General features: G+C 35.7%; 19 protein-coding genes. 4 read left to right on the top strand and 15 right to left on the bottom strand.

Annotation, left to right across the window (positions count from 1 at the left end):
* Positions 1-155 precede the first annotated feature (155 nt).
* From ABXH34_RS11235 to ABXH34_RS11250, 4 genes are all read right to left on the bottom strand, one after another.
* A complete protein-coding gene (locus tag ABXH34_RS11235) occupies positions 156-566 on the bottom strand; it encodes a type II toxin-antitoxin system VapC family toxin (RefSeq protein WP_353571977.1) in 411 nt (136 codons plus the stop codon).
* A complete protein-coding gene (locus ABXH34_RS11240; protein ID WP_353571978.1) occupies positions 566-916 on the bottom strand; it encodes a hypothetical protein in 351 nt (116 codons plus the stop codon). Before ABXH34_RS11240 ends, ABXH34_RS11235 begins: the two co-directional genes overlap by 1 nt.
* A 127-nt stretch (positions 917-1,043) precedes the next feature.
* Positions 1,044-1,460, bottom strand: a complete 417-nt coding sequence (locus ABXH34_RS11245; RefSeq protein WP_353571979.1) for a PIN domain-containing protein — start codon at positions 1,458-1,460, stop codon at positions 1,044-1,046.
* Entirely contained in the window at positions 1,450-1,638 is a 189-nt protein-coding gene (locus ABXH34_RS11250) for a DUF2281 domain-containing protein (protein WP_353571980.1), read from the bottom strand. Before ABXH34_RS11250 ends, ABXH34_RS11245 begins: the two co-directional genes overlap by 11 nt.
* 287 nt (positions 1,639-1,925) lie before the next feature.
* Here ABXH34_RS11250 and ABXH34_RS11255 point away from each other — a divergent pair, with 287 nt between their 5' ends.
* The 3 genes from ABXH34_RS11255 (at position 1,926) to ABXH34_RS11265 (ending at position 2,976) form a co-directional block, all read left to right on the top strand.
* Positions 1,926-2,171, top strand: coding sequence for a hypothetical protein (locus tag ABXH34_RS11255; RefSeq protein WP_353571981.1), 246 nt, complete (start codon positions 1,926-1,928; stop codon positions 2,169-2,171).
* A 293-nt stretch (positions 2,172-2,464) separates the two neighbouring features.
* Entirely contained in the window at positions 2,465-2,755 is a 291-nt protein-coding gene (locus ABXH34_RS11260; RefSeq protein WP_353571982.1) for a BrnT family toxin, read from the top strand.
* Positions 2,755-2,976: a BrnA antitoxin family protein gene (locus ABXH34_RS11265; protein ID WP_353571983.1), complete on the top strand. Its 222-nt coding sequence runs from the start codon at positions 2,755-2,757 to the stop codon at positions 2,974-2,976. Before ABXH34_RS11260 ends, ABXH34_RS11265 begins: the two co-directional genes overlap by 1 nt.
* Before the next feature lie 107 nt (positions 2,977-3,083).
* On the opposite strand, the gene ABXH34_RS11270 is transcribed toward ABXH34_RS11265, so the two are convergent.
* The 11 genes from ABXH34_RS11270 to queF form a co-directional block, all read right to left on the bottom strand.
* Positions 3,084-3,350, bottom strand: a complete 267-nt coding sequence (locus ABXH34_RS11270) for a type II toxin-antitoxin system RelE/ParE family toxin (protein ID WP_353571984.1) — start codon at positions 3,348-3,350, stop codon at positions 3,084-3,086.
* Positions 3,347-3,601, bottom strand: a complete 255-nt coding sequence (locus tag ABXH34_RS11275; RefSeq protein ID WP_353571985.1) for a type II toxin-antitoxin system RelB/DinJ family antitoxin — start codon at positions 3,599-3,601, stop codon at positions 3,347-3,349. Before ABXH34_RS11275 ends, ABXH34_RS11270 begins: the two co-directional genes overlap by 4 nt.
* Positions 3,602-3,799: 198 nt before the next feature.
* Complete coding sequence (locus tag ABXH34_RS11280) at positions 3,800-5,647, bottom strand: DUF4407 domain-containing protein (RefSeq protein WP_353571986.1); 1,848 nt, start codon at positions 5,645-5,647, stop codon at positions 3,800-3,802.
* Positions 5,648-5,659: 12 nt separating this feature from the next.
* Positions 5,660-6,253, bottom strand: coding sequence for a hypothetical protein (locus ABXH34_RS11285; RefSeq protein ID WP_353571987.1), 594 nt, complete (start codon positions 6,251-6,253; stop codon positions 5,660-5,662).
* A gap of 209 nt (positions 6,254-6,462) precedes the next feature.
* Positions 6,463-9,024 (bottom strand): bifunctional aconitate hydratase 2/2-methylisocitrate dehydratase, encoded by a 2,562-nt coding sequence (gene acnB, locus ABXH34_RS11290; RefSeq protein ID WP_353571988.1) that lies wholly within the window; start codon positions 9,022-9,024, stop codon positions 6,463-6,465.
* Between the two features lie 241 nt (positions 9,025-9,265).
* Positions 9,266-9,712 (bottom strand): DUF4426 domain-containing protein, encoded by a 447-nt coding sequence (locus tag ABXH34_RS11295; protein ID WP_353571989.1) that lies wholly within the window; start codon positions 9,710-9,712, stop codon positions 9,266-9,268.
* Positions 9,713-9,935: 223 nt separating this feature from the next.
* Positions 9,936-10,415: a hypothetical protein gene (locus ABXH34_RS11300; protein ID WP_353571990.1), complete on the bottom strand. Its 480-nt coding sequence runs from the start codon at positions 10,413-10,415 to the stop codon at positions 9,936-9,938.
* A 10-nt stretch (positions 10,416-10,425) separates the two neighbouring features.
* Positions 10,426-11,523, bottom strand: a complete 1,098-nt coding sequence (gene tgt / locus ABXH34_RS11305) for a tRNA guanosine(34) transglycosylase Tgt (RefSeq protein ID WP_353571991.1) — start codon at positions 11,521-11,523, stop codon at positions 10,426-10,428.
* A gap of 25 nt (positions 11,524-11,548) precedes the next feature.
* On the bottom strand, positions 11,549-11,824 hold the full coding sequence (locus ABXH34_RS11310) for a DUF4351 domain-containing protein (RefSeq protein WP_353571992.1): 276 nt from the start codon (positions 11,822-11,824) through the stop codon (positions 11,549-11,551).
* Between the two features lie 24 nt (positions 11,825-11,848).
* A complete protein-coding gene (locus tag ABXH34_RS11315) occupies positions 11,849-12,814 on the bottom strand; it encodes a DUF4351 domain-containing protein (RefSeq protein WP_353571993.1) in 966 nt (321 codons plus the stop codon).
* Between the two features lie 41 nt (positions 12,815-12,855).
* Positions 12,856-13,245 carry a preQ(1) synthase gene (queF, locus tag ABXH34_RS11320; RefSeq protein ID WP_353571995.1) on the bottom strand — a complete coding sequence of 130 codons (390 nt, stop codon included), beginning with the start codon at positions 13,243-13,245 and terminating at the stop codon, positions 12,856-12,858.
* A gap of 272 nt (positions 13,246-13,517) precedes the next feature.
* Between queF and ABXH34_RS11325 the strand changes: the two genes are divergently transcribed.
* The coding region (locus ABXH34_RS11325; protein WP_353571994.1) for an nSTAND1 domain-containing NTPase at positions 13,518-18,445 on the top strand (4,928 nt) is incomplete at its 3' end.

An 18,445-nucleotide genomic window follows, 5' to 3' on the forward strand; every position in this document is an offset into this window, starting at 1 on the left:
TGTATTCCATCTCTCATATTATAAGCCATTCTTGAGTTTAGGGAGATAAATCTGTTCGCCTGAAAGGCGAAGGTTTTAACCTTATACATGGAAATAAAAAAAGACAAGCCCCAAACCTGAGATTTGCCTTTTTCAACTGTACAGCATCAGCAATATTATTCAATAAACCAATTCTCAATTTGAGTATCTGAAAAATATTTAAAATCTGCCGTATTTCTAGTCACTAAAACCAAATTATTCACTTTTGCAATAGCGGCAATCTGTCCATCAATAATGGCAGGTGTTTTACCAGTCACTTTTAGTCTTGCTCTTTCTATGGCATACCACTCAGCAGCTTCTAAATCATACGAATATAAAGGTAAAGGATGAATTGTTTTGTATAAATAATGCGTTAACCTTTCTCGTCTTTTAGATTGTGGCAGACAATGCAAACCAAATAACAACTCATGCCAGACAAAAATACAAATGCAAAGTTTATCTTTATGTAGGTGTAATTTACGCAATACTGAGAGAGATGGATTAGGTTTTGTTGATTCTGAAATGATATTAGTATCAAGCAAATACATTAAAATATTACCTCATCACGCCCTGTATCTCTGTCTCTTAAATTTTCAAAAATATCTTTTTCAAATAAGCTTAAATCAGTTTCTTCTCGAAATTGTTGTAAAGATTCCCAAAAATCAAAGTCTGGATGGCATTCTTGAACATTTCTTTGTTCTCGTATGACTTGTAATTCTTCCGTGGTCATTGCCTTTCTTTGGTTTTGACGTGTGAGTATTTCATTAACAGGATTGTTAGGTTGAGTTTGTTTTAAGGGTAAAATTTGTATATCGATAACGCCATTACTGAGTTGAGCAATTTTGATATGGTCGAAAGGTGTGGTTTTTATGAGATTGATAATTTCTTGCTGATTCATGATTAGCTCTTTTTTAGACTATATTTCTAAGCTAATTATAGCAAATGCAGGACAAGTTAAAGTTTTGCTTGCACACTTGGAGCAGAGCTTCTTGGACATACACTACTAAACTGAGTTTGGTAGCGAGTTAAATTAATGGATTTTGGATAACTAATTGTTTTTCTATTAGCTGCCCATGTTGCAAATCTTCTGTAAATAGTGTTTCACAATTTTCCAATAATGCTGCACTGATAATTAGACTGTCCCAGTAAGAGAAATGGTATTGTTGTTTAATTTGCCAAGCTTTTTGGACTGTTTCTAGTGTAAGCGGGGATACTTTTGTTACTTGTGCTATTTCATTTACAGCAGCAATGATTGCGTTATCTGTTACTTTGTGTCTGAGTAATACGTTTGAAAATTCATTTAGCACTTGTGTACTAATGATAACCTGATTAGTTTGATTGTTAAAAAATGAAACTGCCTTTTGATATTTGAGTTTTTCTTTTGCGTTAAAAAGTTTGGCATAAACGAAAATATTGGTATCAACAAATACTTTAGCGTTCATGTAATTCTTCTCTTGTCCAATTTTGTGCTTGTTGTACTTCTATTGGTGTTGATAAAAATTGTTCAAATTGGTTATTTTTAGGTTGTGTTTTTGTGTATTTTTGTAATAGAAATTCATAGAAGTCGAGTAATTCAGTTTGGGCTTGTAATGGCAATTTGCTTAGTTCTATATTCTGCATATTGTTACTCTGGATAGCTGAGAATAAGCTAACTATAGCATTGTTTTTGTTAGTTGTCTGAATCAAGATTATTGACAAGATTGGTTGAAGTGGGAGTTATTTCATGTAGGCAAAAGGTTGAAGCTCCGCTTGCACATTTGAAGCAGAGCTTCTTGGACAGACACTACTAAACTGAGTTTGGTAGCGAGCGATATGTTTTTACTGTTAGAGTAATGAAATAGGTGCTTGAAATTTAAGCTTTAATAGAACATGATGAAAGGATAAATGATACTAAAGGTTTGAATATTGTGAATATTAACATCCAATTAGATGAACAGCATGTAGAGAAAATTCATTATCTTGAACAGCAGTTGAATATGCAGCTTGAGTCCTTAATTCAAAAAGGGATTGATGTGTTGTATGAACAGCAACAACATAAATCATCTAAGGCTTTTCAGATATTACAGGAAACAGGTTTTATTGGTTGTATGGAAGGTGATGGCAATTTGTCAGAAAATTATAAGAATGAGATTTATTTGGATGATAAATTGTGATTATTGTTGATAGTGGGTTTTGGATTGCGTTGGGTGATAATCGAGATAAGCATCATAATAAGAGCTGTGAAGGTGTTAAAAACGCTGGATGATGATTTGATTACGACTGTGCCAGTGATGACGGAAGTTTGTCATATTTTGTTAAAGCGGCGTGGTGTGGATGCTCAGTTAAAGTTTTGAGCCATTTACAAATTTATTTTTGCAAGATTGATTGAAGTGCATCATCGGTGGGCTTAAGTGTTTTCTGTTAACAACAAATTGATTTTACCATAACTAATATCTACAATTTGTCTATGAAAGAGCTAAAATTTGAGTGGGATGAGCAGAAAAATAAGATAAACAAGAAAAAACATGGTATCTCTTTTGAAGAAGCCCAGACTGTTTTTTATGATGAGTATGCCATTCAGTTTTATGATCCTGACCATTCTGAGTATGAAGAACGTTATATTTTGTTAGGTACAAGTCTTAAACCAGATACGCTTATTGTTTGTCATTGTTATAGGCAAGCAGAAACCGTTGTTAGAGTAATTTCTGCTAGAAAAGCGGATAAAGATGAAGCACAAGCTTATTGGAGTAATCGATAATGAGAGAGCATTATGATTTTTCAAAAATGAAAGGACAAAAAAATCCTTATCTAAAGTATTTAAAACAGCCTGTTACTATTGAGCTTGACTGTGATTCAATTGAATATTTCCAGTCATTAGCGGATGAAAATAATATTCCATATCAAGCTTTGATTAATTTATATTTGCGAGATTGTGTCATTAATAAACGTCAATTATCTGAAATACAAGGGATTGATTGAAGTGGGGATTATTTCATGCAGGCAAAAGGTTGAAGCTCTACTTGCACATTTGAAGCTGAGCATATTGGACAGACACTACTAAACTGAGTTTGGTAGCGAGTTAAGGGCTAATCAAACAACTGGCTATGGCTACCCATTCTGACTAACTTTATTGTTTCGTCTTCAATTTGATAAATCAGCAATAAATCTCCACTGATATGGCATTCTCTGAAATTTTTCCAGTTTCCAATCAATTCATGATCTTTTGCTTCTGGCGGCAATGTTTTTTTATGTGACAGCAAGTAAAGATATTCTACAAATTTAGTGAAGTGTTTATCGCTCATTTTGAGCTTTTTGCTATCACGAATGAAGGCTTTTGTTTGCACTAATATCATTGTGTCATTTGTGCTTTAAGTTGTTCAATACTGACCGTTTCTAAATTTTGATTGGTTTCAGCATCTTTGATAGCAGCAAGCGTTTCTTCATTTGGTAAAACTAAGTCAAATGGAATACCGCGTTTTAGTTTGATTTGTTCAAAAAACATGGTGACGGCTTGGGTTGTTGTAATGCCCAGTTGTGAGAGTATCTGTTCTACATCTTGTTTTAGCTCAGGTTTGACACGAGCATTAATAATAGCTGTTTTCATTTTTGTATCTCAATGTATTTCATTTGATATACATTTTAGATGTGATTTACTGAAAACTCAATGACTGTATTTGAAATTATTAAGGAATTGATTGAAGTGGAGATTATTTCATGCAGGCAAAAGGTTGAAGCCCCGCTTGCGCACTTGAAGTTGAGCTTCTTGGACAGACACTACTAAACTGAGTTTGGTAGCGAGCTATTATTCTTCTGAAGTATTTGTAAATTGTCTATCATCAAAAAAAGAGGAGACTTGTGCTTCATGATCTTCATAGAATTTTTCAACTAATTCATTAATTAAGTGTTTTTCCTTATCTGAAATGGTTTTTTGTAACTCTGCATCTTTTACTGATAAAGTTATTTTTTCTCTATTATTGATTACATTTATAAAGTTTTCTGTAGATTTGCCACTTACATTTACAAAATCTGTTACCCTCGTAGCTTCTAAACTATGCTTAATTACATTATCTTGCTTATCATACTTAGCTTCCAATTTGTGAATTACTGATTGAACTTCTCTTGTAGCTTTTGCCACAACAAGTTGTTCGTAATTAGTTGTTTCTATTGTATTTTTAACATTTCGATTTTGTTTGCCTCTGTCGATATTATGTTTATCTTCTCTTGCATACTGTTCATAAATGATGTTTTCTTGGATTTCTTCGTGCTTATTAGTTTCCTTTAAAATAACTTCTTGGGTATGGAGTTTTAGAAGTTTGGCATAAATACTTCCTTGGTGAAAGGCAAGACTTTTTGCAATAATAGCTACCATGTCAATTAATACAAATAAGATAGTTAATATATAATAAACACTACGAGCAAAATCCCCCCCCTCTTCTTTATTTTGAAATATGCTATCAAGAGCAAGGGTCTTTGCTAATATGTCTTGTTTAGGATTTTCTGACAATGCTGCAATAGCTGTATCTCTTTGGTTATTTAATTCAGATATTGTCTTTTCTTTCTGAAGTAGTTTTTCTCCAATAACTTGTAATTGAGTTTGGTAAGATTTAGACATAATTTCATACTGTCTTTCCCTTTCCTGTTCTGTTTTAGCTTCTAATTTTTTTTGCCGATTTCTTAGTCTAGCCTCTTCCTCTTGTTCTTTTTTTCTAGTAGCTTGTTGTGTTTTTTCATATTCTAACAGTCTAGTAGTTCTGATTTTATCTATTTGTATATTAATACTCTCAATATTCTTGTCCATATTTTGAATTTTTACTAAAACTACATTTATCTCATTTTCTATTTTTCGGGCTGCAACCCCGTATCCAGGTTTGCCAGACAGACCGTTACCATAAACCTCATTAGTAAACTCTTTTCTTAATTTTGACTGCTCTTTTTCAAACTTACTTCTTTTTGCTAACAAACTGTCTAAGTCGTTTTTTAGCTTTTTTTCAGCATTACTTAAAGTGTTATTTGGTTTCCCTTTTATTTTTAAATTGCTATTTGATTTTTTGCTTGTAGGATTTATCTTATTGTTATTGATTGACTTATCAGTCGAAGAGTCATTATTAGTTAAAGAGCCATCAATTGACTGATATTTTTGGAGTTCTCTAGCTTGTTTATTAGACAGTTTAGCCCACTCATCATATAGAGTTTCTTTTTCTTGTTGATATAATTCACCCTCCTTTCTATAAGAAGCTCGTATCTCTTCAAGCTCAACTAATCTCCTACTTTCTATTTTTGCACTAATTTCATCTTTAAATATATATAATACAACAGGATGTGAAATAGAAAGACCTAAAATAATTGCAATACAAAGCCTTATAATTAAGGATGATATACTAAGTCCATCATCCCAAGCTATAGGACGAGCAGTAGCAAGTAGCACAATATCAATTAGCAAGACAAAAAATGCCCAAATAATCGAGATTATGTAAATAGCAAATATATTATCTGTAAATATTGAGACAGTATATTGTCCTGCAATAAATGCCATTATTGCAGGAATAAAAACAGTAAGACCTACAGCAATATATTTACGTTGCTCTGGCTCTCCACATTTATTTAAAACTTCATGGCTAGTTCCAGAAAGCCAAAAAATAACATCTTTCATGAATGAAAAAACCTAGCTTTTAACATTTTCATTTAAAATCTTGTTGAAATCATTTTCTAAGCTTTCAAATATATCATAAAATCTAGCGATCATTGAATCAATTCTCTCTTCTTCTTTCTGTCGGAGTTTCTCGTGCTTGATATTTTCTAGGCGATTGTACGCCTTTTCTATATCTTCATGAAAAAGTTGTACCGTTCGTTCTTTATCTCGTCTGAGTTCAGTTAATCTGGCGTTGAAAAATTGATGTCGCTCAGCTCGTATATTAGTTTTACCTTTAAGTAAAAAATCATTGAAAACCTCTTCAATTGCTTGAAGTTGAGCTGTTCTTGCTAAAGAAAGAGCCTTTTCTCTAAAACCAAACTCGGTTTTTGCCAAGGCTTGCTCATGTTCTGAAACCAGTTTAGCAAGTCTAGGATTTCCATTTACAATTTTAGAGACAAGACCTCGCCCTTGCTCTTTTTCAATAATAGAAGAAGTTGCCTTATCAATAGTACTAACTTTTTCACTCACTCCTCCTGTTGTTATTGAGTTATCACTAGCTGGTGTAGGTTGAACAATATTTGTAGTTAAGTCATTTTTACTATTGTCATTGTGTTCATCTGACATAAAAAATCCTTAGGCAAGAGTTATTCAGTAAATAATTTAGATAGGTTATCATATTAAAGGGGGTATATAAAAGGATTTGGGCATTACAAAAACTGCAAAATTCTGCCGATGACATAACGTGCGTGAATTACTAGCCAATTATAATAACAAAAAAGACAAGCCCCAAACCTGAGACTTGCCTTCTTTTTAATCAACTAATTAATGCCAAATTAAACGGCTGTGATAGGAATCACTTTATCAGCCACTTCTTTATATTCTGGTAACTCATGGAAATTCAAGTAACGGTAGATATTATCCGCCATTGGTGTGAGCTTATCAGCGTGCTGCATGTACTCTGCCATGGTTGGGATTTTACCTAATAACGCACTGACCGCCGCTAATTCCGCAGAACCCAAGTAAACGTTTGCACCTGTACCTAAACGGTTAGGGAAGTTACGAGTAGAAGTAGAAACCACAGTTGTGTTATCGCCTACACGCGCTTGGTTACCCATACATAATGAGCAGCCCGGCATTTCAGTCCGTGCACCTGCCGCGCCGAATGTAGAATAAGCACCCTCTTCAATCAACTGATGCTCATCCATACGGGTTGGAGGCGTAACCCACATACGGGTTGGTACTGTGCCTTGACCTTCTAATACTTTAGCCGCTGCACGATAATGACCAATATTTGTCATACAAGAACCGATGAACACTTCATCAATCTTAGTGCCAGCCACTTCAGACAATAATTTAACGTCGTCTGGATCATTAGGACACGCTAAGATAGGCTCTTTAATATCACTCAAATCGATTTCGATAACCGCTGCATATTCTGCATCTGCATCAGGGCTTAACAATTCAGGATTTGCTAACCAGTCTTCCATCGCTTTAATACGACGCTCTAAAGTACGTGGGTCTTTATAACCGTTTGCAATCATCCATTTCATCAATGTGACGTTAGAACTCATGTACTCAATGATAGGCTCTTTGTTCAAATAAACCGCACAACCTGCCGCTGAACGTTCCGCAGAAGCATCAGATAATTCAAATGCTTGTTCCACTTTCAAATCTGGCAAACCTTCGATTTCTAACACACGACCAGAGAAAATATTTTTCTTACCCGCTTTAGCAACAGTCAATAAACCTTGTTGAATTGCAGCATGAGGAATCGCGTTAACCAAGTCACGCAAAGTCACACCCGGTTGCATGTCACCTTTGAAACGAACCAATATAGATTCAGGCATATTTAAAGGCATTACACCTAAAGCTGCTGCAAACGCAACTAAACCAGAACCCGCTGGGAAACTGATACCGATTGGGAAACGTGTATGAGAATCGCCACCTGTACCAACAGTATCAGGCATAACTAAACGGTTTAACCAAGAGTGAATTACACCATCACCCGGACGTAACGAAACACCACCACGAGTGTGCATGAAATCAGGTAATGTATGCTGCATTTTGATGTCAACAGGTTTTGGATACGCCGCTGTATGACAGAAACTTTGCATCACCAAATCAGCAGAGAAACCTAAACACGCTAATTCTTTCAACTCGTCGCGCGTCATCGCACCCGTAGTATCTTGAGAACCCACCGTTGTCATCTTAGGTTCGCAGTAAGTACCCGGACGAACACCTGTTACGCCACATGCTTTACCGACCATTTTCTGCGCTAAAGTGTAGCCTTTGCCAGTGTCATCAGGTTGAACAGGTTTACGGAACAGTTCCGTTTCGCCTAAACCTAAAGTTTCACGCGCACGACCTGTTAAGCCACGACCGATGATTAAAGGAATACGACCACCCGCTTGCACTTCGTCTGGGAGGGTTGCAGGCGTAATTTCAAAGGTGCTAATCGTTTCGCCAGCTTCGTTGGTGATTTTGCCTTCATAAGGATGAATCGTGATGACATCACCCATTTCTAATTTAGAAACGTCACATTCGATAGGTAATGCACCCGCGTCTTCTGCTGTGTTAAAGAAAATAGGCGCGATTTTGCCACCTAAGATCACACCGCCAACACGTTTGTTCGGTACGCAAGGGATGTCACGACCCATGTGCCATAAAACAGAGTTGATTGCAGATTTACGAGAAGAACCCGTACCCACAACGTCACCAACAAAAGCTAATGGTAAGCCTTTGCTTTTTAATTCTTCAATTTTGTCTAAACCACCTTTCATGCTGGTTTTCAACATCGCTTTAGCATGTAATGGAATGTCAGGACGACTCCAAGCATCACCTGCTGGGGATAAATCATCAGTGTTTGTTTCACCGGGGACTTTAAACACAACAATTTTGATTTCTTCAGCTAATTTAGGTTTTCTAGTAAACCATTCGCCGTTTGCCCAAGATTCTACAACTTTTTTCGCGTTCGCACTGTTCGCCGCTGCTTTTTCAGCAACATCATGATACGCATCAAACATTAATAAGATGCTAGACAATGCTTGAACTGCAACTTCACCCACTTCTGCGTCATCTAAAACGTCAATAAGAGGTTGGATATTGTAGCCACCTAACATAGTGCCTAATAATTCGGTTGCTTTTACTTTGCTAATCAGCGGGCTAGATGCATTGCCTTTAGCAACGTCAGCCAAAAAACTTGCTTTAACATAAGCTGCTTCGTCAACACCCGGTGGGACACGGTCGACTAATAAGCTAACTAATGTGTCTTCTTCACCTGCTGGAGGATTTTTTAATAACTCTACTAAATCAGCAACTTGTTCAGCAGTTAAAACTAATGGTGGGAGGCCTTGTGTGGCGCGTTCTTCGACATGTGCGCGGTATGCTTCTAACACTATTATCACCCTCAAAAAAAAGCAAAATAAACAGGAAACTAAGCAACTCATAAGTTACTTAAACGCCTCATTATACGATTTTATGACGAATTTTAATAGTGTTTTGTTTATTGTTATTATAAGAGATTATAATTAATCTACTTTATTTTCATGGTCTTTCAAACGACTTCCACAAATAACAAAGCCCTGCAAATTAAACAGAGCTTGTTAATAAATACGAATTTTTTAGACTTAAATAATTTTAATCTTCAAAGAACTGCTGCCGGAATGTGATTTCAACAGGTTCTCCTTCATGACCTTCAGGGGTTACATTTAAAGTAAAATCAAAAATTTCTTCATTATAGATTTTGAATGTACCTATGTAATATAGTGCATCGCCATCTTTCACTTGTTTTAAATTAATTCGTTTGAACTGCTTGGTTAGGTTAACTGCTTGGGCTGTTACTTGAGCAGAGACTGCAACTTCACTTCCAGCCTCACCTTTAAGTACAGAGATGGTTAACATTGCCCGTTGTTTACTACGTACAATGCCATAATTCTTCGCAATTTCAGGAGTTAAAAACCCTGTTTTCAACGCATTATAGTGAACAGTAAAGTCACCAACCATTTTGGACTGTTCTGCATAACTGAGTGGCGCAAATAGGCAGAATGCACCTACTAACAACCAACCTGTGAGTTTGCTGACCATCGCGGCCTCCTTTGTTCAGTGAACACCTATCAACTAACAGCAAATAGGGTACGTTATCGTTAAATCTCCGTACTCCTTATCAGATTATTAAGTCCACAAAGTAAGAATTCAATAGATGAGCCTCAGAATCAAGCAATAAAAGTAGGCTATTAATCAACAATCCCTTCGCTTTGAAAAACACATTGTCCGCTTTTTATTTTTTTCTAGCCTAATATTCTCACTTTTAAAGCAACATGTAATATTGTATGATGACTTGATATAAATAAAAAAAGATACCAAAAAAGGTAATAATACCAAATACTTTGGGAAACAATACGCCCGATACAAATAGCACCAAGCTAATCGGAAACAGTTCTAGCAGTGAGTGGCGTGCAAACCCTTCTGTTGCCCAATAAGGAACGAGTAAGCTGAAATATAAACCGACAAATAAACGTAACTTAATTTCATCATCGGTATTCGAGGTGCTGTTATGTTGTAGTTCCGTTGCCGCGTCATTATCTATTTGTTCTTGTTCAGCAAAATAATCATCAATTTGGTTTTGAATATCAGGGTTGCCACATTCAGGACAATCCCCTTTTAGATAAACAGACACGTCATTTTTGCATTCTTCACAAATCACAAATTGCGGATTACCACATTTAGGACAATGGGTTGCTTTGTTTGAAATCTTTGCTTTACAACTGATACATTTAATTAATGCCATTGATGTTCTACTATTTACTGGTCGCCTGATAAAAGGCTTGGACAAACTCGTCTAGTTGTTGCTGTTCAATCGCTTGCCGCAAATCCCGCATAAGTTTTTGATAATAGTGTAAATTATGCACTGTATTCAAATGTGCGCCTAAAATTTCTTTGGTTTTATCTAAATGATGTAAATAAGCACGACTGTAATTTTGACAAGTATAACATTCGCAATCAGGGTCTAAAGGGTTGGTATCATAACGATGCTGACTATTACGGATTCGAATCACACCCTCAGAAGTAAATAAATGACCGTTACGTGCATTTCGGGTTGGCATCACACAATCAAACATATCAACGCCACGTCGCACTGCTTCTACAATGTCAGCAGGTGTTCCAACCCCCATTAAATAACGCGGTTTATCTGTTGGTAAATGCGGGCTAAGGCAATCTAATACTTTCCACATTTCATCTTTTGGCTCACCGACAGACAAGCCACCAATCGCATAGCCATCAAAACCAATATCGATTAAGCCATCCAATGAAGTACGGCGTAATGATTCATACATCCCACCTTGCACAATCCCAAATAATGCCGAAGGATTATCCCCATGAGACTCTTTAGAGCGTTTTGCCCAGCGCAATGATAATTCCATTGATTCGCGGGCTTGGGTTTCAGTAGCAGGATAAGGCGTACATTCATCAAAAATCATCACAATATCAGAACCGAGTTCACGCTGTACCTGCATCGATTTTTCTGGGTCTAAAAACACTTTTTCGCCATTCACAGGTGAATTAAACGTGACACCTGCTTCAGTAATTTTGCGCATTTCGCCTAAACTGAATACTTGAAAGCCACCCGAATCGGTTAAAATTGGGCGTTGCCAGTGCATAAAATCGTGTAAATCCCCATGGGCTTGAATCACTTCTGTACCGGGGCGCAGCATTAAGTGAAATGTATTGCCCAGCAAAATATCAGCTCCTGTATCACGGATTTGCTCAGGTGTCATGCCTTTCACTGTGCCATAAGTGCCAACGGGCATAAACGCAGGGGTTTCGATAATGCCTCTATCAAAATGGAGTTTGGCGCGACGGGCTTGATTTTGTTGGGTAATCAGTTCAAATTGCATATTATTTCGTAAAGTTGAAGTCTATTTATATTGAGTCTGTGAAATTGCCAAAAATCTCTTCAAGGCTGGAGGCGGTTAAAATTAAATCGCTCCATAATTCCAGTTGTTCTAAATCAGCTTGTTTGATTCGTTCTTGCAATAATTCAGGCAATGTTCCAAAACGTCGAGTCAGTTGACGTAATAAGATACTTTGTTCGCCTTGTTGCACTCCTTCTTCTAACCCTTGTTGCATTCCCTGCAAAATACCTTGTTCTATTCCACGCTCCATTCCAATTCTCTCAACAGATGTCACATAACGCATGGTTTATCTCTATTTAGAAAGCGTTTATAACGATGACTTATCAAATATATCATCTAAGCTGGAGGCGGTTAAAATCACATCACTCCATAATTCCAATTGTTCTAAATTGGCTTGTTTGATTCGTTCTTGCAATGATTCAGGCAATATACCAAAACGTCGAGTTAGTTGACGTAATAAGATACTTTGTTCACCTTGTTGTATTCCCTCTTGCATTCCCTGCAAAATACCTTGTTCTATTCCACGCTCCATTCCAATTCTCTCAACAGATGTTACATAACGCATGGTTTGATTCCTCTCCAGTTGATTGATGTTACTCCACAATTGCTGCTCTAATTCTTTTGGTAAACGCATCATCCAATCTATGATACTGAATAAATCAATAATACGCTGTTTATCCCAATTTCGCTCGTAAAGTAAACGGGTTAATTGCCATTTAAAGCTAAAACGTTGTTGATTGTCATTTTTGGTTTGACGGGTTAATAAATGCGCAGCCGTAATCAATGCAAACACATTATCTTGCTCCAGTAATTCAGTCAAATGGCTTTGATAATCTAATAGCTTGATACTGGGAAATTTCAAATAGTGTTCACAGCCAAATATTTCATACCCAAACTGCTGAGGATGCCAATTGGCATTATCATCTGCGAGAATTGCCAGTGTTGCGATCGGACAATGATAGCGATCAAATAAACGATAGTTGTAAACAAATAGTCTTTGTGCAAAGTCGCTTTCTTTTTGCCCTTGAATTTCAATATGGATATAGATTAATTGCTGGGTATTTTGCAATGTTTCCACTTGTACTAAACGATCGACAATCCGTTTACCCAGCTCGGCATCTTGTACAATTTGTTGCAATTCTTGGTCGAGAAAATGATACGGCTGTTGCCAATCAATCTGCTCAAATGCGTTTGGGAAATAAAATGCCATAAACTCTGGAAAATAATTAGTTATTGCATCTTTCCAAGGACTGTCATAATCATCGTAGTTCATTAATATATTTACAATATAGGTCGTTTCAATTAGCAGAAATATTAAGGAAGTTGAACCAGAGGTTTTGGTGTCCAATCAGGATTCTGATGTTCTGCAACCACGGTTGTATAAACACCGCCTCGAACATTGAATTTTGCCGTTAAACGCATAAAGCGTGGCTGACAAATTTGTACAAAATCATTTAACATTTGATTCGTTACCGCTTCATGAAATGCACCCGCATCCCGATATGACCAAATATACATTTTAAACGACTTAAGTTCGATACAAGATTGATCTGGCACATAATCTAAATAGAGTGTTGCAAAATCTGGTTGACCTGTTTTAGGACAAAGGCAAGTAAATTCAGGGGTTTCAATGTGAATCGCATAATCACGTTCTGAATTTGGATTGTCAAAGATTTCAAGGGTTTTACTGGGTATACTCGACATGGCGAAAGTCTCTGCAATCAGATTAAACGCGGCATGATAACGTAGTTGCAATTTGAGGTAAACAGGATTCTTATTGTATGCGCAATATGTAGCCGTTAGTTTGATTAAGCAGTAGATTTTCAATAATTAGTTTGAGAGTTTCTTTACGCCCTATAAAAAATTGGCTTGTGTATCCAAAGCAAGTCTTTTTGGTTATTCTAGCAATTAATGCAATTCAAAGCTTATTTTGTTCGTCTCAATAGAAAAATCATATTTAGTGGTGGCTAGCTTCTATGTCAAAATCATCAGAATTAGATAAACATCATAATGCTCATATTCACGATATGGGTGGCGATTTCATTGCTGGCGATAAAATCAAAGGTGACAAAATTGATGGTGATAAGATTGTTCATGTTCATCAGCAAGCTGCAAAGAAGTTAACCAACACCCCATATAAATTTTTAACCGCTTATGATCGTTCTGATAAAGATATTTTTTATGGTCGTGCGGCAGTTACAGAGGCATTTGCTGGTAAAGTTGCGCGTTATAAAACTTTGATTATCAATGGTGCATCGGGTTCGGGTAAAAGTTCATTGGTGAATGCGGGAATTATCCCACGTTTGGAGGAAAATGCTTATATTTGTGTGGTTTTTTCTGAATATGCTAAACCGCTTGATGAATTTCAATATTATTTCGTGCAGCATGAATTATTAACAGCCGAGCAGCTCAGTCCTTCCTTATTGCAATTATTAGGTAAAGTGCTTGAAACTCAAAAGCATATCGTGGTGGTTTTTGACCAATTTGAGCGTTTTTTTGTCAACGTCCCTCCTACCTTGCGTCATCAGTTTATCCAAGCTTTAGCCGAATGCGTCAACAGTTCCTTGACCTCTGAGCAGGTGAATTTTTTATTTGTGTTGCGTCAGGATTTTTTAGGGCAAATGTTGGCAGAGTTTGAGACAGCCCTTCCTCATTTTATCATTGATTCCTCGCGATTAAATTTATTACCTTTGAGTCAGGATGAGGCAAAACAGGCGATTGTCGAGCCGTTGGAACATCTTGAGCAACAACAGATTTTTTATGATGAGGATTTTGTTAAAGATGTGTTGTTAGTGGATTTGATGGCGCAATCTGAGGAGCATATTGGCGTTTATCCACCACATTTGCAGGTTGTGTGCAATCAGTTGTATGAAGCAGCTTATATGCAGGTTGATGGTAAACGGATGATTATTAATGCCAATTTATATCAGTCGTTAGGCGGTGTACAGACGATTTTACAGACTTATTTGGATAAAGCGATTGAGCAGATTGCCCGTGATTTTGAGAAAGCCGCGATTGTGCGTTCGATATTGAAGGCGATGATTGATACGGGTGGTACGCGCAAGTTTGTGTCATTGGCGGATTTACGCCGTGCGTTGCCTGATGTGGCGGTGCAGGAGATAGAGCATTTTTTAGAGCAGTTACGTTTGCATCGGGTGATTGAGATACGTCCTCCAAAACCACTACCACATGTTTATCCTCATGAACAAGAAAATGAGTTTAAGCCTTATTCGTTATCGCATGAGTTTATGGTGGAGAAGGTACGCAGTTGGTTTGATGAGCGGGAGATGGCACGGCAGCAGGCTTTGGAGACTTTACAGCGCGGTATGGCAGAGTGGCAAGCGTCGGAGGCATTGTTGAATGAGAAGCAAGTGGGAATGATTCGGCAACGATTGACAGATAAATTGAGTGAGTTAGCAGAAGATTTGCGTAAGGCGGGATTACAATTATTGTTAGATAGTGAACAGGCTTATGAGGCTCGTAAACGTCGTGAGGAAGAACAAAAACGCCAATTAGAAGCATCGAAAGCAGCACGTCAGAAAGCAATTATAACTGGATTCATTGTTGCGTTGATTTTGACAGTGGTATCGATGTTTCTTGCGATTCGTTCTGAGAATGCGAAGAAGAGTGAAGTTGTTCAGAGAGAAAAAGCTGAGAAAGCTGAAATTGAAGCAAAAGCGCAAACTAAGATAGCCCAGCAACGCGGGCAAGAATTAAAAAATCAAATTGTTATTGCTGAAGCTAATGCGCAAGAAGCGAAAAAACAATCAAAACTGGCTCAAATCAACAGTGTAAAAGCTTTGAATCAATCTTCTAGTGCCCTTTTTAAATCTGGTGACGAGTTAAGTGCTTTGCTTGCAGGATTAAAAGCAGGTATTAGTCTAAATCAATTACAAAACGTGCCTGTGGATATTAGAGATGAAACAATTTTTAATTTACGAAGAATAGTAGATGATATTTATGAAAAAAATAGAATAGCGGAAAATGAATTTGAAATATCTAGTTTTGATTTTGATGAGACTGGAAATTTAATAATTGCAGGTTCATTACAAGGAACTATTAAAATTTGGGATGTAAATGGTAAAGAGTTAAAATCTATTACTACTGAAGTAGAAATTACAAGCATTAAATATAATCCTACTAAAAATATATTTGCCATAGGTGGTATAGATAATGTAGTTAGGCTTTGGGATATGGATTTAAATAAAGAAATTGCTCAATTAGAAGGGCACTCTAAACCTATTACTAGTATAGACTTTAGCACTGATGGTGGCTTAGTTATATCTGGAAGCCAAGATGAAACTATTAAACTGTGGAGTGCTGAGAAAGCAGAAGAAATTAAAACTTTGTTGGGACACAGTGGCTCAGTTAATTATGTAACTTTTAGTCCTGATAGCCAATTAATCGCTTCTGCCAGTGAGGATTCAACAATAAAAGTTTGGTCTGTTAATGATAAAAAAGAAATATTGACTTTAGCAGGACACAGCTTAAAAGTAAATAGTGTAAACTTTTCACCAAATGGAGATGTATTAGTTTCTGGTAGTGATGACGAAACAATAAAGTTTTGGGATATTTTAACTGGTAAAGAGCTTAATTCTATAGAAGAGCATTCCGAGCCTGTTTATGATGTTCAGTTTAGTGCTGACGGTAGTTTTTTTGTGTCCATTGGAAACTTTTATACAATCAATTTATCCAAAAATAATCCCCTTTATAGTAATGTTAAATTATGGAGAAAATCAGAAGGTTTAGGTTCAGATTCATGGGAAGTAGACAGAAATATATTATTTGATTCTACTACTACAATAAACCTCTCTTTTAATTACAATGAAAAATCGTTTGCTATAGTAAATAAGGGAATTTTAGGTAACACAGAAAACACTATAAAGTTATTTTTTATAAATGATGAAAATCTTGTAAAAGAAATAGTTAGAGAAGATAATTTGATAGATTATTCTGAAAATATAGATTTTACTCCTGATGGTAACGTATTTGCTATAGGGGGAACTCCTATCACTTTATGGAATACTGTTAATAAAGAAATGCTTAGTAGTTTAAACTATTCGGGTTCAGTGGCATTTAATAGTAAGGGAAATATATTAGCTGTACAAAATTTTAATAATGATATTGTCTTATGGAATATTATAGAAAAACAAGAAAAATTAACTTTGCAAGGAACTTCCAACGACATAATTAGAGTTACTTTTAGCCCAGATGATAGATTTCTAGCTATTAGTGATACTCAAAATATGATTATTGTGTGGGATTTATTAACAAAGGAAAAAATTATTGAATTTAAAGCAGGTTTTGCTATGGTAGTAGATATTGTTTTTAATGATTTTGAAGAAAAAAAGCTGTTAGCCTTTTCAAATTATAATTCTGTTGGATTATTAAACATCTTAGAAAAACATGATGTTTGGGTTAATAGTTTGAAATTTAGTCCTACTGATAAAAATATATTGGCTTCTGGAAGTTCTGATAGAACTATCATTCTTTGGAATATTGATGATGGCTCTAAAATAAAGAGATTATGGGGACACCCTCATGATGTGTCTAGCATCGACTTCACTTCTAATGGTAAATTTTTAGTGTCAGGAAGTCATGATTCATCTATCAGAATATGGACTATGGATAGTAAAAAAGAGATAGAAAGGTTTTGGCATAATGACTCTGACCTTGTTCAATTTATCAAATTTAATAAATCTACAGACTTACTGATTTCGTTAAGTATAAATCAAATTAGATTTTGGGATTTGAATTTAGACAGCTTACTAGTACGAGGTTGTAATTGGATAAACCCTTATTTGGTAAATAATACTACTATTAATAAAGAGGATAGAAAACTTTGTGATAACGTTCATTACCCAGTGTCACGTTTGCTTAAACAAGGTAGAGGGTTAGCAAAAGTTGGAGCAATCAGCAATGCAATAAATCAATTTAAAGAAGCTCTAAAGTTAGACTCTACTTTAACTTTTGACTCAGAACTGAAGTCAAATCAAATTTATACTGCTGCAAAGTTAATAGAAGAAGCTAAAGAACTGATAGAAAATTATGAGATAGATTTAGCACTAATAAAATTAAAACAAGCTTTAAAACTTGATAATGAATTAAACTTTAACGCAGAACATATCGCAATTAGCACATTCTTTAGACAAAGTAAATATCTGTGGGATGAGGGAAAGTCAGAAGAGGCTGTTAATATTTTATTAAAAGTTTTGAATAAATTTGAGTTGGAAACAACTATAAAATCTGAATTTGTATATCGTTTAGCCTCTTTTTATTTAGAAACGGAAAAAGTAGAACAAGCAACGGAGTATGCTAATAAATTACTTAGAATGAAAGCAATGACGAACGAAGCCTATCATCTATTAGGGGAAATATCAAAGAGAGAAGGCAACTTAGAAAAAGCCTTATCGCTATATAAGAAAGTTAATGGAGGAATTAACTTCTTGTTAAGTCAAACAGGAATTGCTGAAATTTTACTTAAAAAAGGAAACTCAGATAAAGCTATTATTCTTCTTCAAAATATGCCTATAGATTTAGAAAATGATGATAATGCCGTTTATATTTTAACCCACAAGGCAAAAGAATTTGCAACAGAGGGTTATCTTAATGAGGCAGTAGTTATTTACAATCGATTAATTAAATTAATACCTAATGACAGCAGTTTGCTATTTATCAGAGCTTTCCTATTTTATGAATTAAAACAACTGGATAAATTTGAGCAGGATATACAGCTAATAATTAATTTAATCAAACCAGATGATGCCCAAGCTTATGCTTTTCTGGGTTATAAGTTAGTTGAAAATACTAATCAATATTATGGTATAGCCTATGATTTAGCTAAAAAAGCTTTAAACTTGAAACCTGATAATCATGATATTTTGGATACTACAGGATGGATATT

The sequence above is a fragment of the Candidatus Albibeggiatoa sp. nov. BB20 genome (genome assembly GCA_016744725.1).
Lineage (GTDB): Bacteria > Pseudomonadota > Gammaproteobacteria > Beggiatoales > Beggiatoaceae > Albibeggiatoa.